General features: G+C 74.5%; 14 protein-coding genes. 6 read left to right on the top strand and 8 right to left on the bottom strand.

What is annotated here, in order from left to right; all coding sequences use genetic code 11:
* Positions 1 to 39: 39 nt before the first annotated feature.
* The 4 genes from FE634_RS17090 to FE634_RS17075 all read right to left on the bottom strand — a co-directional run bounded on the left by FE634_RS17090 (position 40) and on the right by FE634_RS17075 (position 3,536).
* Positions 40 to 924 (bottom strand): aldo/keto reductase, encoded by an 885-nt coding sequence (locus tag FE634_RS17090; RefSeq protein ID WP_138876573.1) that lies wholly within the window; start codon positions 922 to 924, stop codon positions 40 to 42.
* A 4-nt stretch (positions 925 to 928) separates the two neighbouring features.
* Positions 929 to 2,395 (bottom strand): NADP-dependent phosphogluconate dehydrogenase, encoded by a 1,467-nt coding sequence (gene gndA, locus FE634_RS17085; protein ID WP_137295501.1) that lies wholly within the window; start codon positions 2,393 to 2,395, stop codon positions 929 to 931.
* Between the two features lie 42 nt (positions 2,396 to 2,437).
* The gene (locus FE634_RS17080) at positions 2,438 to 2,827 is read right to left on the bottom strand and encodes a LapA family protein (protein ID WP_138876572.1); all 390 of its coding nucleotides are present in this window, start codon (positions 2,825 to 2,827) and stop codon (positions 2,438 to 2,440) included.
* 76 nt (positions 2,828 to 2,903) lie between these two features.
* Complete coding sequence (locus tag FE634_RS17075; protein WP_138876571.1) at positions 2,904 to 3,536, bottom strand: alpha-ketoglutarate-dependent dioxygenase AlkB; 633 nt, start codon at positions 3,534 to 3,536, stop codon at positions 2,904 to 2,906.
* A 134-nt stretch (positions 3,537 to 3,670) separates the two neighbouring features.
* Here FE634_RS17075 and FE634_RS17070 point away from each other — a divergent pair, with 134 nt between their 5' ends.
* From FE634_RS17070 to FE634_RS17060, 3 genes are read left to right on the top strand one after another with little or no spacing between them, the layout of a single operon-like run.
* Positions 3,671 to 4,450, top strand: a complete 780-nt coding sequence (locus tag FE634_RS17070; RefSeq protein ID WP_137295504.1) for an ABC transporter ATP-binding protein — start codon at positions 3,671 to 3,673, stop codon at positions 4,448 to 4,450.
* The gene (locus FE634_RS17065) at positions 4,447 to 6,993 is read left to right on the top strand and encodes an ABC transporter permease (RefSeq protein WP_138876570.1); all 2,547 of its coding nucleotides are present in this window, start codon (positions 4,447 to 4,449) and stop codon (positions 6,991 to 6,993) included. Before FE634_RS17070 ends, FE634_RS17065 begins: the two co-directional genes overlap by 4 nt.
* Before the next feature lie 59 nt (positions 6,994 to 7,052).
* Positions 7,053 to 7,772 carry a GntR family transcriptional regulator gene (locus FE634_RS17060; RefSeq protein WP_137295506.1) on the top strand — a complete coding sequence of 240 codons (720 nt, stop codon included), beginning with the start codon at positions 7,053 to 7,055 and terminating at the stop codon, positions 7,770 to 7,772.
* A gap of 51 nt (positions 7,773 to 7,823) precedes the next feature.
* On the opposite strand, the gene FE634_RS17055 is transcribed toward FE634_RS17060, so the two are convergent.
* Positions 7,824 to 8,177 (bottom strand): hypothetical protein, encoded by a 354-nt coding sequence (locus FE634_RS17055; protein WP_137295507.1) that lies wholly within the window; start codon positions 8,175 to 8,177, stop codon positions 7,824 to 7,826.
* A gap of 293 nt (positions 8,178 to 8,470) precedes the next feature.
* On the opposite strand from FE634_RS17055, the gene FE634_RS17050 reads away from it, so the two are divergent.
* On the top strand, positions 8,471 to 9,175 hold the full coding sequence (locus tag FE634_RS17050) for a copper homeostasis protein CutC (protein WP_138876569.1): 705 nt from the start codon (positions 8,471 to 8,473) through the stop codon (positions 9,173 to 9,175).
* On the top strand, positions 9,172 to 9,432 hold the full coding sequence (locus FE634_RS17045; protein ID WP_138876568.1) for a DUF4031 domain-containing protein: 261 nt from the start codon (positions 9,172 to 9,174) through the stop codon (positions 9,430 to 9,432). Before FE634_RS17050 ends, FE634_RS17045 begins: the two co-directional genes overlap by 4 nt.
* On the opposite strand, the gene FE634_RS17040 is transcribed toward FE634_RS17045, so the two are convergent.
* From FE634_RS17040 to serA, 3 genes are all read right to left on the bottom strand, one after another.
* Positions 9,429 to 10,049: an HD domain-containing protein gene (locus tag FE634_RS17040; RefSeq protein WP_138876567.1), complete on the bottom strand. Its 621-nt coding sequence runs from the start codon at positions 10,047 to 10,049 to the stop codon at positions 9,429 to 9,431. The two genes, FE634_RS17045 and FE634_RS17040, sit on opposite strands and share 4 nt — an antisense overlap.
* Before the next feature lie 25 nt (positions 10,050 to 10,074).
* The gene (locus FE634_RS17035; RefSeq protein WP_148240800.1) at positions 10,075 to 10,920 is read right to left on the bottom strand and encodes an oxygenase MpaB family protein; all 846 of its coding nucleotides are present in this window, start codon (positions 10,918 to 10,920) and stop codon (positions 10,075 to 10,077) included.
* Positions 10,921 to 11,046: 126 nt separating this feature from the next.
* Complete coding sequence (gene serA / locus FE634_RS17030; RefSeq protein WP_138876565.1) at positions 11,047 to 12,246, bottom strand: phosphoglycerate dehydrogenase; 1,200 nt, start codon at positions 12,244 to 12,246, stop codon at positions 11,047 to 11,049.
* 158 nt (positions 12,247 to 12,404) lie between these two features.
* Here serA and FE634_RS17025 point away from each other — a divergent pair, with 158 nt between their 5' ends.
* The gene (locus tag FE634_RS17025; protein ID WP_148240799.1) at positions 12,405 to 15,161 is read left to right on the top strand and encodes an alpha/beta hydrolase; all 2,757 of its coding nucleotides are present in this window, start codon (positions 12,405 to 12,407) and stop codon (positions 15,159 to 15,161) included.
* The last annotated feature ends 68 nt before the right edge of the window (positions 15,162 to 15,229 follow it).

The following is a 15,229-nucleotide window of genomic DNA, read 5'->3' as shown; positions in this document are numbered from 1 at the left end:
CGGCGTGGGCGGCGGTGCGGGGTCGGTCGCGGTGCGTGGTCAGTCGCCGAGCGCGGTCAGCGCGGCGTACTCCTCGTCGGTCAGCTCGATCCCGGCCGCGGCCGTGTTGGACTCGAGGTGGTCCAGCGACGAGGTGCCCGGGATCGGAAGCATCACCGGCGAGCGGCGCAGCAGCCAGGCCAGCGCGAGCTGGGACGGCGTCGCGTCGTGGTCCTTCGCGGCGGCGCCGAGGACGCCGTCCTCGGCCGACAGCTCGCCGGTCGCGAGCGGGAACCACGGGATGAACCCGATGTCGTGCTGCTCGCAGAAGTCGAGCAGCTCCTGGGCGTCGCGGTGGGCGAGGTTGTAGAGGTTCTGCACGGTGGCGATCGGCGCCATCGCCTGGGCCATCTCCAGCTGCTCCACCGAGACCTCCGACAGCCCGATGTGGCGGATCTTGCCCTCGTCGCGCAGCGCCACCAGCTCGCCGACCTGGTCCTCGAGGTCGACGGCCGGGTCGATCCGGTGCAGCTGGAACAGGTCGATCCGCTCGACGCCGAGGTTGCGCAGCGACATCTCGCACTGCTGGCGCAGGTAGGCGGGCCGGCCGACCGGCGTCCAGACGCCCGGGCCCTGGCGCGTCAGCCCCGCCTTGGTCGCGATCACCACGTCGTCGGCGTAGGGGTGCAGCGCCTCCTTGAGGAGCTGCTCGGCGACGACCGGGCCGTAGGAGTCGGCGGTGTCGAAGAACGTGACGCCCAGCTCGACCGCGCGCCGGAGCACCGCGACGGCGGTGTCGTGGTCCCGCGGGGGACCCCAGACCCCCTCGCCGGTGAGCTGCATGGTGCCGTAGCCGAGTCGGACGACGGGCAGGTCGCCGCCGATCGCGTAGGTGCCGGACGGTGCCGCGGTGGTGTCGCCGGTCGTCGTGGGGTGGGTGCTCATGGGGTCACTGCTCGCTCTCGCTGAGGTCGCCGGCCCAGGCGGTGTGGAACGTGCCCGGCCGGTCGACGCGCTGGTAGGTGTGGGCCCCGAAGTTGTCGCGCAGGGCCTGGATGAGGGCGGCGGGCAGGCGCTCGCGGCGCAACCCGTCGAAGTACGACAGTGACGACCCGAACGCCGGCACCGGCACACCCGCCCGGGCGGCGGTGGCCACGACCTCGCGCCAGGCGTCCACGCCGTCCTGGACGGCCTCGGCGAAGAACGGCGTGGTCAGCAGCGTGGTGAGGTCGGGCTCGTCGGTGTAGGCCTCGGTGATCCGGCCGAGGAACCGGGCCCGGATGATGCAGCCGTCGCGCCAGATCTTGGCGACCTGGCCGAGGTCGACGTCCCAGCCGTGCTCCTCGGCGCCCGCGGCGACCTGGTCGAAGCCCTGGGCGTAGGCGACCACCTTGGAGGCGTACAGCGCCGCGCGCACCTGGTCGACGAAGGTGTCGCGGTCGACCTCGACGCGCTGCTCGTCGGGGCTGGTGGAGAACATCGTGCGGGCCGCGGCCCGCTGGGCGGTGTGGCCCGACAGGCTGCGGGCGAACGTCGCCTCCGCGATCCCGGTGATCGGGACGCCGAGGTCGAGGGCCGACTGGACGGTCCAGCGGCCGGTGCCCTTCTGCTCGGCGGCGTCCTGGACGACGTCGACGAACGGGTGGCCGCCGGCGTCGGTGTGGCGCAGGACGTCGGCGGTCATCTGGATGAGGAACGACTCCAGCTCGCCCTTGTTCCACTCCTCGAAGACGTCGGCGATGGCGGCCGGCTCGAGGCCCGCGACCGAGCGCAGCAGGTCGTAGGACTCGGCGATCAGCTGCATGTCGGCGTACTCGATGCCGTTGTGCACCATCTTCACGAAGTGGCCGGCGCCGCCCTCGCCGACGTGGGCGCAGCACGGCTCGCCGTCGACGTGGGCCGCGATCGACTCCATGATCGGCCCCAGCCGCTCGTAGGCCCGGTCGCTGCCGCCGACCATGATCGAGGGGCCGTTGAGGGCGCCCTCCTCGCCGCCGGAGACGCCGGTGCCGACGAAGTGCAGGCCGTGGGCCTCGAGCTGCTCGGTGCGGCGGATGGTGTCGGTGAAGTGGGCGTTGCCGCAGTCGACGACGATGTCGCCCTCCTCCAGCAGCGGCACGAGGTCGTCGATGACCGCGTCGGTGCCCTCGCCGGCCTTGACCATCACCAGCACGACGCGCGGCTTCTCGATGGCGGCCACGAACTCCTCGAGGCTCTCGGTGCCGATCAGCCGGCCGCCGCTGTCGGCGCCCTCGTCACCGTGCTCCTCGAGCAAGCTGGTGGTGCGGGCGGTCGTCCGGTTGTGGACGGCGATGGCGTGGCCGTGGCGGGCGATGTTGCGGGCCAGGTTGCGCCCCATCACCGCCAGGCCGGTCAGGCCGATCGTGGCGGACGGGGCAGGCGGGTTCGACTCCATGGCCCCACCCAACCCCGTCGGACCAAACCGCGCCGGGGGGTCTCAGCCCTTGCGCTCGCGCTTGATGCGCCGGCGCAGCTGCAGGATCCTCAGCGACCCGACCGCGCCGGCGACCACCATGCCCACGACGGTGGCGACCAGCAGGGCGACCGCGAGCGGCAGGGAGCCGTCGAAGCCGAGGAACTGGATGTCGGTCGACTCGGTGTTCTGGGCGATGAAGATGACCAGCAGGATCAGCAGCACCGCCGCCGCGATCACCCCGGCCCACGCGCCGCTGGTGCGGGAGCCGCGCAGCGGGTCCTGGTGCTCGCGCGCCGGCGGGGTCGGCTCGGGGGCCCGGTCGGGGGCGCGGTCGGGGGTCGGCCCCCCGGACGGAGGGGTGCTCGGTCCGGCAGGTCGGGTGGGGTCGTACGGCGCCGGGGTGTCGGTCATGGCGCGAACCTAGCCCCGTCGGCGCCGGGGCGGTCCACCCCCGCGGACCGACCCGGACGCCGGGCGGCGCGGCGGCTCAGAAGACGTTGAACGGGCGGTACTGGACCGAGATGCGCGGGCCGGCGTGCGCGACCTTCGGGACGGCGTGCTCCCACGTGCGCTGGCACGAGCCGCCCATCACGACCAGGTCGCCGTGGCCCATCTCGACGGCCAGCGGCTCGCCGCCGTCGGCGGCGGCGGTGCCGGCCCGGGGCCGCAGGTGGAGCCGGCGGGGGTCGCCGAGGGAGACGATCGCGACCATCGTGTCGTGGCTGGAGCCCCGGCCGATGGTGTCGCCGTGCCACGCGACCGAGTCGCGGCCGTCGCGGTAGTAGCAGCAGCCCGCGGTGCGGAACGGCTCGCCCAGCTCGTCGGCGTAGTGCGCCGACAGCGCGTCGCGGGCCTCCGCGAGCAGCGGGTGGGGGAGCGGCTCGCCGATCATGTAGGTGTGCAGCAGGCGCGGGACGTCGACGACCCGGTCGTACATCTGACGGCGCTCGGCGCGCCACGGCACGTCGCGCACCAGCGTCTCGAACACCTCGTCGGGCGCCGGCAGCCACGACCGCAGGACGTCGAGCCACGCGCCCCCGGCGAGGGGACGGCGCTCGGTGCGGCCGAGGTCGCCCACCCCGGACGCGGGCGCCTGGAAGAGGGTTCCCTGGAAGTCCATCCCCCGATCATAGACCCGTGGTCGAACAGGTGTTCGACGACCTCGCGGCGCGTCGGCCACCCCTCGCCGGGCTCGGGGTCGGGTCGGGGGCATCCCGGTGGCGCCGGGGTTGCCCGACCGGTCAGGCTGGGGCCATGACGACCCCCAGCACCAGCGCGACGGCCGGCCGCGAGGTGGCCGCCCGCGTGGTCGGCCTCTCCAAGACCTACGGCCAGGGCGAGGCGGTCGTCCGCGCCCTCGACGACGTCACCCTCGACCTGTACGCCGGGGAGTTCACCGCCGTGATGGGCCCGAGCGGGTCGGGCAAGTCGACGCTGATGCACGTCTGCGCGGCGCTCGACAGCGCGACGTCCGGCCAGGTGCTGATCGGCGACCGCGAGATCGGCCGGCTCCACGACAAGGCCCTGACCCTCCTGCGCCGCGAGGAGATCGGCTTCGTGTTCCAGTCGTTCAACCTGGTCCCGACGCTGACCGCGGAGGAGAACATCGTGCTGCCGCTGGCCATCGCCGGCCGCAAGCCCGACCGCGCCTGGTTCGACTCGGTCATCGGCACCGTCGGCCTCGGCGACCGGCTCGACCACAAGCCCAACCAGCTCTCCGGCGGCCAGCAGCAGCGGGTCGCGGTCGCCCGGGCGCTCGTGAGCCGCCCGCGGATCGTCTTCGCCGACGAGCCCACCGGCAACCTCGACTCGCGCTCGGGGGCCGAGGTGCTCGAGCTGCTGCGCGCCAGTGTCGACACCCACGGCCAGACCGTGGTGATGGTGACCCACGACCCGGTCGCGGCGGCCTACACCGACCGCGTCGTCTTCCTCGCCGACGGCAAGGTCGTCGACGAGCTGCGCCGGCCCGACCGCGACCAGGTGCTCGCGATCATGGCGCGGATGTCCGACGCCGGGCCCGGCGGCCCGGGATGATCCGCGCGGCCCTCAAGAGCCTGCTCGGGCGCAAGCTGCGCCTGGTGATGAGCACCTTCGCGATCGTGCTCGGCGTGGCGTTCGTGGTCGGCACGCTGATCTTCTCCGACACCCTGAACCGCAGCTTCACCTCGCTGTTCGCCTCGACCGTGGGCGACGTCGTCGTGCGGCCCGAGGGCGGCGGCGACGCCCCCGGCGGGGCGCTGTCGACCCGCACCGTCCCCGGTGACCTCGCCGACACGCTGGCCGAGGTCCCGGGAGCCGCGCGCGCCGACGGGATGGTCAACGCCCTCGGCGTCTACGTCGTCGACGACGAGGGCAAGCCGATCGGCGGGTTCGGGCCGCCGTCGCTGGGCGCCAGCTGGTCCGACGCCCCCGCCGGCAACGGGCTCGAGGGCCTGCAGATCGCCGAGGGGCGTGCGCCCGAGGGACCCGACGAGGTCGTGCTCGACGCCGCCACGGCGGAGAAGTCCGGCTACGACGTCGGCGACACCGTCCCGCTGATCACCACCGACGAGACCGCCAACCTCGCGCCGACGCTGGTCGGGATCGCCGACTTCGCCGAGGGCGGCTCCCTCAACGGCGCCACCTACGCCGCGTTCGAGACCAGCGAGGCGCAGCGGCTCTTCCACGGGGGCGCGGACGAGTACGAGTCGATCTGGGTCACCGCCGCCGACGGCGTCACCCAGGAGCAGCTGCTCGCCGACGTCGAGGCCGCACTGCCCGACGGCTACGAGGCGGTGACCGGCGACGAGGCCGCCGACGAGTCGGCGAGCGACCTGCTCGAGGCGATCTCGTTCCTCACCACCTTCCTGCTGATCTTCGCCGGGATCGCGCTGGTCGTGGGCTCCTTCATCATCGTCAACACCTTCTCCATCCTGGTCGCCCAGCGCAGCCGCGAGCTGGCCCTGCTGCGGGCGCTCGGCGCCTCGAAGCGGCAGGTGGTGCGCTCGGTGCAGCTCGAGGCGTTCGTGCTCGGCTTCCTGGGCGCCACCCTCGGCGTGCTGCTCGGCATCGTGCTCGCGATCGGGCTGCGGGCGCTGTTCGCGACCTTCGGGCTCGACCTGTCCGGCCAGCCGCTGGTCTACCGGCCGCGCTCGTTCCTCGCGGCCTACGTGGTCGGCATCCTCGTCACGATGGCGGCGGCCTACCTCCCGGCCCGGCGGACGTCGCGGATCGCGCCGGTCCAGGCGATGCGCGACGACGTCGCGCTGCCGGAGGCGTCGCTGCGCAACCGGTTCCGCTACGGGCTCCTGCTGGCGCTGGCCGGCGGCGCGCTGCTGGCCGCGGGGCTCACCGACGTCCTCGGGATCGGGTACACCGGCTGGCTCGTCGGCGGCGGCGTGCTCGCCGTGCTGCTCGGTGTCACCGCGATGGCCCCGGTGCTCGCGGGGCCGTTCCTGCGGGCGGCCCGCGCCCTCTTCGCGCGGCTGTTCGGGTCGATCGGCAACCTCGCCGGCCAGAACTCGCTGCGCAACCCGCGGCGCACCGCCGCGACGGCCTCGGCGCTCATGATCGGCCTCACGCTCGCCTGCACGATGGCGATCGTCGGCGACTCCGCCAAGGCCTCGGTCGACCAGACCATCGAGGAGAGCTTCACCGGCGACTTCGTGGTGAGCAGCATCTTCGGCGGCTCCTTCTCCGCCACGGTCGCCGAGCGGGTCGACGGCGTCGAGGGCGTCGACGCCGTCGTGCGCCAGCGCTCCGGCTTCGCCGAGGCCGACGGGGACTTCACCGTCGTGGTCGCCACCGACCCCGACTCCCTCGAGCGGCTCGGTGTCAGCTTCGTCGAGGGCGGCCCGGCCGACCTGACGACCGGCACGGTCCTGCTCGGCGACTCCTACGCCGCCGAGCGCGGCCTCGCAGTCGGCGACGACTACGAGCTCGACGCCGCCGGCGGCCCGGTGACGTGGACCGTCGCCGGCACGGTGGAGACCGGGGCCCTGCTGGCCGGCGGCGCCATCGTGTCGATCCCGACCTACGAGGCCGCGGGCTACCCGGCGGAGGACTCGCTGCTGGTGGTCTACGCCGACGACGCGGCGTCCGGCCTGCAGGAGCGCCTCGACGAGGTGCTGGCCGACCAGCCCATCGTGACCGCCAAGGACCAGGCGGCCTTCGCGGCCGAGCAGCGCGAGCCGATCGACCAGTTCGTGCTCATCATCTACGCGCTGCTCGGGCTGGCGCTGCTGATCGCCGTCCTGGGCATCGTCAACACGCTGGCCCTGTCGGTGATCGAGCGGACCCGCGAGGTCGGGCTGCTGCGGGCCATCGGCGTCACCCGGGCGCAGCTGCGGCTGATGATCACGCTGGAGTCGGTGGTGATCGCGGTCCTGGGCGCGGTGCTCGGACTGGTGCTCGGCACCGGGTTCGGTGTCGCGCTGATGCGGGCGGTCCGCGACGAGGGGCTGGAGGTGATCAGCGTCCCGTTCGGGCAGCTCGGCGTGTTCCTGCTGCTGGCCGTCGTCGTGGGGGTGCTGTCCGCGGTCCTGCCCGCGCGGCGCGCCGCGCGCCTCGACGTCCTGGAGGCGATCTCGACCGAGTGAGGCCCGCCAAGTCGGCCATTCGCCTGACGGGGCGGCCGGCTTTCCCTACTGTGGCTCGCGTGGAGGACGTGCTGCTCAGGGATGGTCGTGCGCTCAAGCACGTCGTCGTGCGCGAGTACGTCCGCGCCCTGGTCGGCGACAACGCGCCCGGGTCGCCGGCGCCCTCGGAGCGCGAGCTCGTGCACCGCTTCGGCGTCGCCCGGATGACGGTGCGCCAGGCCCTCGACGCGCTGGTCACCGAGGGGCTGCTCGAGCGGATCCCCGGGCGCGGCACCTTCGTCGCGCGGCCGCGCCGCGAGGCCACCCGGATCAACGGCTACACCGAGGAGATGACCCGTCGCGGGCTCCTCGCCGAGTCCCAGACGCTGCTGGCGCGGCGCGAGCAGGCCGGCCCCGGCGTGGCCCGTGCGCTGTCGCTGACCGAGGGCGACGCCGTGATCCACTGGCGGCGGCTGCGCCGCGGCGACGGCACACCGGTGTGCATCGAGGACAACTACCTCAACGAGATCCTGCTGCCGGGCTTCCTGCAGACCGGCATGCCGACCAGCCTGTACGACGCCCTCGCGCGGCGCGGGCTGCGTCCGACGTGGGCCGAGGACTCCATCTCCGCCGACACCGCCGGCGACGAGGAGGCCGCCCTGCTCGAGATCGAACCGGGCACCGTCGTGCTGCGGCACTCGCGCCGCGGCATGGTGGGCGAGAAGATCGTGAACGTGTCGCGCTCGGTCTACCGTGCCGACCGCTTCACGATGTGGATCCAGCTCGGCTCGGACTCCTAGCCGCTCCGTCCACGTCCGGCCGGTCCGGCTGCTCAGCGCCGGTCCGGTTGCTCAGCGCTCGGCGCCGAGGAACCCGAGGGCGGCCGCGACCTCGCCGGTCTCCTCGCAGACCCACACCGGGTCCGGCCCGCCGAGGTCGGGCTGGATGTAGAGCGAGTGCACCGGGCCGTCGGTGCAGTGCAGGCACAGCGGCCACCGCCCGGCGTTCTCGAAGAGGGCGTCCTGGACGTCCTGGGCGACCAGCCCGGCGACGTACACGGTGCCCTCGGGCCACTGCTCGGCCCACCAGTGCCGGGCCGAGCAGGCGTCCTCGAGGGCCGACACGGCACTCGCCGTCGCCTGGTGCCGTGCGGAGAGGTCGGCCAGCACGCGGGCTCGGGCGTCGATCAGCAGGCGGTCGTCCACAGGTCCATTGTGCGGGCGTTTCAAGCGACGGCCTCCCGGGGCACGTCCCGGGCCCACCCACGACCCGGAGGAGCACCTCATGAGACCCCCGAGATCACGCCCGAGATCACGCCCGAGATCACGGTCGAGGACGGGGTCGACCTCGACCGCGACGGCCTCGCCACCAGCCCGGTCCTGCGTGCTGCAGCCGCTGGCCGAGGTGATGGACCTCGTCGCCGGCGCGTTCGCGGGCGCCGGGCGGCGCTACCCCGACCTCCCGGAGATGCTGCGCGCGATCGCCTAACGTCGGGTCCATGACGACGGTGCTGGAGGTCGCGGTACGGCAGGCCCGCGACGTGCCCGGCTGCGTCGAGGGCGGCGCCGACCGGCTCGCGCTCGACGTCGACGGCCGCTCGCCCGACGTCGCGACGGCCGCGGCCGTCGTGCGCGCCGGCGACCTGCCGGTCCGGGTGCTGCTCCGCCTCGACGAGACCTTCACCGCCCGTGCGGACGACCTGGCGCGGCTGGTCGCCCTGGGTCGCGAGTACGTCGCCGTCGGCGCCGAGGGCGTCTGCCTGGGCTTCCTCGACGCCGACCTCGAGGTCGACGTCGCGACCACCCGGGCGCTCGTGGAGGCCCTGCCCGGTGTCGGGTGGACCTTCCACCGCGCCGTCGACGCCACCCTCGACCTGCGCCGGTCCTGGCGCCGGCTGCTGACGCTGCCCGGGTTGACCGCCGTCGCCAGCGGCGGCTCGCCGCAGGGCCTCGACCACGGCTACGACGACCTGCTGGCCCTGGCCGCCGCCGACCCCGCGGTCGCCCGGCTGCTGATGCCGGCCGGGGGACTCGCGGCCGAGCAGGTGCCGTGGTTCGTGCGCGCCGGCGTCCGGCAGTTCCACGTGGGCCCGCAGGTCCGGCCGGGCGGCTCCGACCGCGCCTACGTCGACGCCGGCCTGGTCCGCTCGTGGCGGCTGCTGCTCGACAGCGCGCCGGTCGCCGGGCGGGAGCGCAGCGGGTGAGCGTGCTGATCGACCCGCCGACCGTCGAGGGCCACGGCCGGCTGTGGTCGCACCTGGTGAGCGACACCTCCTACGACGAGCTGCACGCCTTCGCCCGCACGCTCGGCATCCCCGGGCGCGGCTTCGACCGCGACCACTACGACGTCCCGTCGGAGTGGTACGACGACGTGGTGGCCGCCGGCGCGCTGCCGGTCAGCTCGCGCGAGCTGGTCCGCCGCCTGGTCGCCTCGGGCCTGCGGCGCCGCAAGGGCCGCTAGGCCGGACCGGCGCCGAGCTCGGCGGTCACGTTGGCGCGGGCGCGCTGCTCCCACCGGTCGTGCGCGTAGGCGGTGTGGAAGAGCCGCGGCTTGGCGAGCAGGTCCTCCAGGACGCGGCGCCGCCCGGCGTCGAACGTCGCGTCGTCGAGGTGGCCGTACTCGGCACGCACGGCGGCGACGTAGGAGGCGTAGCGGGCGTCGGGGGCGGCCAGGATGCCGAGGTCGGCGTCGGAGAGCACGCAGCCGTTGAGGTCGCCGTCGTCGGGCCGGTGGGTCTCGGTGAGCCGGATCAGCCGGGCCACCTCGGCGACGGTGGCGTCGTCGACCAGGCCGGGCAGGGCGTCCTCGGCCCACGCGGCGGAGCGCTCCTCGGCGTCCCGCTCGCCGTCGTAGACGCTGTCGTGGAACCAGGCGGCGAGCCGCACCGGCGTCCGGTCGAAGCCGACCCCGGCCGCGGCCAGCTCCTCGACGCGGGCCAGCACCTCGGCCAGGTGGGTGGTGTCGTGGTAGCCGCGGGTCGGGTCGGCGTAGGCCGCGAGGAGCTCGTCGCGGACGTCGACGCCGTCGGCCAGCGGCCAGGGGTGGCTGGGGTCTGCGGGATCGGCAGGTGGGGGCACCGTCCCATTCAAACCCAGGACCTCCTCAGGCGGGCGGGCGCATCGCCCAGCGAATGGTGCCGGTCGCCGCCGAGCCGAGCCCGCGCACGACGGTCCGCTCGGTGACCGGGAGCCAGGGCAGCCGCAGCTGGGGGCGGGTCCAGGCCGGCATCAGGCCCACCGCGGCGGCCACCAGCACGCCGTACGGAGCCCGGGCGAGCAGCGGCAGCGGCGGGTGGACCAGCACGTGGCGCACCGCCTCGCGGGCCTCGGGCGTGCCGCGCAGCTCGGGTCGGTAGGACGCCAGCGCGTCGACGAGCTCGGCCTCGTTCGCGGGGACGTCGCTCGCGCCCAGCCGCCGGGCCACCAGCCCGGCCTGGGCGACGTACTCGTCGCGCTCGTCCTGGTCGAGCGCGCGCTGGCCGTAGACGGTGTGGGCGCGCAGGAAGCTGTCGACCTCCGCGACGTGCACCCAGCGCAGCAGGTGCGGGTCGGAGGCGGCGTAGGCGCTGCCGTCGGGCATCGTGCCGACGACCCGGCGGTGGATCGCCCGGACGATGTCGACCGAGCGCTGGGCGTCGTCGGCCGCGCCGAAGGTGGTGGTCGCGAGGAAGGTGCTGGTGCGGTGCAGTCGTCCCCACATGTCGCCGCGGTAGCCGGAGTGCTCCGCGACGGCGCGCATCGCGGCCGGGTGCAGGGTCTGCAGCAGCAGGGCCCGGATCCCGCCGACGAACATCGAGGCGTCGCCGTGCACCTCGGTGATCGGGCTGCCCGGCTCGAACCAGCGCGGCCCCTCGGCGCCGTGGATCCGGTCCCGCTGGGCCGGCCCCTCCGGCCCCGCGACGCGCAGGAACAGCGCCTCGCCGAGGCGTCCCCGGACGTCGTTGATCATGTCCCCATCACGAGGTCGACCCTACGCAGCACCCCACGACCCAGAAGGGTGGCGAGTCGGCGTGAAGTTCAAGTGCAGACGGGCCGAGTCGGCGTTCGCGTTGAGCACGAACGCCGACTCGGCGGGTCAGGAGTCCCAGGAACGGACCCAGATGGTCTGCTCGGAGTGGCCGAGGGCGGCCAGGACGGTGTCGGTGACCGGGCCGGCGACGTCGGTGGCGACGTAGCCCTGCTCGCCACGGGTGGCGAGGTACTGGGCGGTGACGTTGAGCCCCTGCTCGGCCAGGCGCGCGTTGAGGTCGGCCAGGACGCCGGGGACGTTGACGTGCAGGAAGCCGACGCGCGACCCCAGGCCGAGGCGCGGAGCCAGGACGGCGGGCAGGTTGACCGACAGCTCGGTGCGGCCCTCGAGGGCGAACGCCGCGAGCTTGCCCGAGACGAACCAGCCGATCTCCTCCTGCGCCTCCTGGGTGGAGCCGCCGACGTGCGGGGTCAGGATGACGTTGTCGAGGCCGCGCAGCACCGACATGAACTCGTCGCCCTGGGCCTTCGGTTCGACCGGGAAGACGTCGAGCGCGGCGCCGGCGATGTGGCCGGACAGGATGTGCTCGCGCAGCGAGACGTCGTCGACGACCATGCCGCGCGCGGCGTTGATGAACAGCGAGCGGGGCTTCATCTTCTTGAACTGCTCGTCGCCGAAGAAGCCGGCGTTGCCGGGGCGGCCGTCGACGTGCAGCGACACGACGTCGGCCTCGGCGAGCAGGTCGTCGAGCGTCGCCATCCGGCGGGCGTTGCCGTGCGCGAGGCGGTCGGCGGTGTCGAAGAAGACGACCCGCATGCCGAGCGCCTCGGCGAGGTTGGACAGCTGGGTGCCGATGTTGCCGTAGCCCACGATGCCGAGCGTGCGCCCGCGCACCTCGTGGCTGCCCTTGGCCGACTTGTCCCAGATGCCCTCGTGCATGCGCTGGGTCTTCTCCGAGAGCCGGCGGCCCAGCGCGATGATCTCGCCGATCACGAGCTCGACGACGCTGCGGGTGTTGGAGTACGGCGCGTTGAAGACCGCCACGCCGCGGTCGGCGGCGGCGGCGAGGTCGACCTGGTTGGTGCCGATGCAGAAGCACCCGACGGCGACCAGGTCGGTCGCGGCGTCCAGGACCCGCGGGGTGATCGTGGTGTTCGAGCGGATGCCGAGGAGGTGGACGCCGGGCAGGGTCGCCACCAGCTCGTCCTGGCTCATCGCTGCCGAGCGGAGCTCGACCTCGAAGCCACGTCGTTCGAGGGTCTCGACGGCGACCGGGTGGATGTTCTCGAGCAGGAGGGCCTTCACGTGCCACCAGCCTACGGCGGCGCGGGACGGCCCCGCACCGGCCGTGGCGTCGGCGAGACGGCGGCCGGCCGACGGGCCGCGGGCGGACGGGCGCCGCGGGCGCGCAACCTTTCGGCCGGCCAGCGCGTCTCCCGGTCGTGAAGACCTATGGTCCCGGCATGACCACCACCCGCCGCCTGCTCGCCGTCGTCGCCGCCGCAGCGCTCGGCGTGACCCTCGCCCCGGCGTCCGCGAGCCCGGCGTCCGCGTCTCCGACTCTCGCGGCCCCGACGTCCGCGGCCCCGGCCCCCGCGTCCTCGGCCGCCGAGCCGGACGCGGGGGAGGTGGGCGAGTGGGGGGTCACCGCGCTCGGCGACGGCCGGTTCACGGTGTCGTGGACCGCGCCCGACGTCCTGCCGCTGAACTCCGACCGCCCCACGATCAGCGGCGCCGGACTCACGTTCGGCCCGACGACGACGGCGGCCGACGGCCGCACGGTGCGGGCGGTCGTCACCGCCGAGGCCGCGCCCGACCCCGCCGACCTGGACGTCGTCCTGTCCGGCGACCGGCTCGACGAGGCCGGCTCCGACCCGGCCGGCCCGGCGTCCGGCAGACCGCTGGCCGCACCGCGCGCCACCCCGCTCGACGCGCCCGACCCCGGCGCCGCCGGTCCGTTCCCCACGGTCAGCAGCGACTACCGGCTGCCCGGCGTGCGGGTGCCCGGCATGCCCCAGCCGATCGAGATGGTCGGCCACGTCGTCGAGCCGGCCGCCTCGGCCGCGACCGGACCGCGTCCGCTCGTCGTGTTCCTGCACGGGCGGCACGAGGTCTGCTACGACCCCGACGACGACGACGCCTATGCCCGGCGCTGGCCGTGCCGCGGCCGGTTCGAGGAGATCCCGAGCCACCTGGGCTACGTCTACGTGCAGCAGCTGCTCGCCTCGCAGGGCTACGCCACGGTCTCGGTCCGGGTCAACGGCATCAACGCCCAGGACGGCGGGCTCGACGACGGCGGCGCCGACGCCCGCGCCCGGATCGTCCGCGAGCACCTCGACCACTGGACGACGCTCGCGGCCGCGCACCAGGTCGACCTCGACCAGGTCGTCCTGGTCGGTCACAGCCGTGGCGGGGAGGGCGTCGACCGCGCCTCGATCGAGATCCCGCTCTCCGCGCCGTACCGGGTTGCCGGGCAGGTGCTCATCGCGCCGACCGACTTCGCCTCGCACACCGCGCCCTACGTGCCGACCGCGACGGTGCTGCCCTACTGCGACGGCGACGTGTTCGACATCCAGGGCCAGAAGTTCACCGACACCGCCCGCGACCTCGCCACCGACGACACCTCCCTGAAGAGCTCGCTGCTGGTGATGGGCGCCAACCACAACTTCTTCAACACCGAGTGGACGCCGGGCACCGCGGTGGCCCCGGCCAACGACGACTGGGGTGCCGACCCCGACGCGGCCTGCGGACGACGCGCGCCCGACCGGCTCTCGGCCCGCGGGCAGCGCGACGTCGGCAAGGCCTACGTCGCGGCCGCCGTCCGGTTGTTCACCGGCGACGACGCCTACCTGCCCCTCTTCGACGGCTCGGCGGTGTCGGTGCCGTCGACCGGGGACGCCGTCGTCCGCAGCCACGCCCTCGGCGGCGGCCGCGACGTGCGTCGTCCGGGGATTGAGGCCACCCCGACGCTGGCCGGCGGCGGCGCGCGGACCCGGATCTGCACCGGGCGCGTCTCGGAGGCCACCGGCCCGGTCGCCGACTGCGGCTCCGGCATCCGCAGGTTCGTCGCGCCGCACTGGTCCTCGTCCTACGAGCCCATCCCGACCCGTGCCTTCCTCGAGCTCGACTGGTCCCGCGCCGGTGCGGTCGGCGGCCTGCGCTTCGACCGGCCGCTCGACCTGAGCACCGACCGGCTCGCGCTCCGCACGATCGTCGACCCGCGGCGCGGGACGGTGGACCTGCAGGTCCGGCTCACCGACGGCGCGGGCGGCACCGTCACCCTCGACCCGGACGGCGGCCGGCGCCTCGCGCCGCTGCTGGACGCCGGCGAGGCGACCAAGCTGTGGGCCCAGGCCGTGCTCGTGGACGCCGCCGGCGCCACCGGGATCGACCTCACCGACGTCCGCTCCGTCGAGCTCGTCGGACGCTCCACCCGGGGCCGGGTCTGGGTCGCCGACGTCGCGGCCGCGCCCGCCGTCCTGGCCGCCGTCCCCGCGACCCGGGCTCCGCAGGTGAGCCTCGGCCGGCTGAGGATCGACGAGGGCGACCCGCCGGGGCGCCGGACCGTCCGCCGGATCGCCCGGGTCCCGTTCACGATCACCGGCGACGTCACCGCGCCGGCCCGGATGACCGTCGTCACCACCGGCCAGACGCTCGAGAGCCGCCAGCGGTTCTCCGTCGACGTCGCCCCGGGGCAGACCTCGGGCACGATCCCGGTCCCGTACCTCGTCGACGACGTCCACGGTGGGGGTGGCCCGGTGCAGATCACCGCCTGGCCCGCGCGCAACCTCGCCACCGACGTCTACCAGGGCAGCCTCACCGTCCGTGATGACGACCCGCTGCCGAAGGTCCGGGTCCGCCTGACCCGCTCGGTGCGGGAGGGGGCCTCGGTCGTGCTGACCGTCCGGCTCTCCGCGCCGCTCGGGGACGACCTGTACCCGAACCTCACGGTCGTGCGGGGGCCGGGCCCGCTGCTGAGCGGAGCCGACGTGCCGGCCGCGTGGCTGCGCCGGGTGACGCCCGACGGGAGCTGCACGCAGGCGCTCCACCGGTGCCAGATCACCCTCGGCACCCGGATCCGGGCCGGCGGGACGACGGCACGGATCGTGATCCCGGTCCGCGCCGACGCCCGACGCGAGGGCGTCGAGCGGCTGACGATCCGGTACGCCAGCGGGGTGGGCCGCTCGCGCCGGGCCACCGTCGTCGTCCGCGACCGCTGAGGCCCGACTGGACGGCTCAAACCTGAACTTGTCGGCCGGGATCCCGGCCGACAAGTTCAGACTTCCCC

The sequence above is a fragment of the Nocardioides sp. S-1144 genome (assembly GCF_005954645.2).
Lineage (GTDB): Bacteria > Actinomycetota > Actinomycetes > Propionibacteriales > Nocardioidaceae > Nocardioides > Nocardioides dongxiaopingii.
The sequence above is the reverse complement of the archived record's forward strand: the minus strand, read 5'-3'. Positions and strand labels throughout refer to the sequence as shown.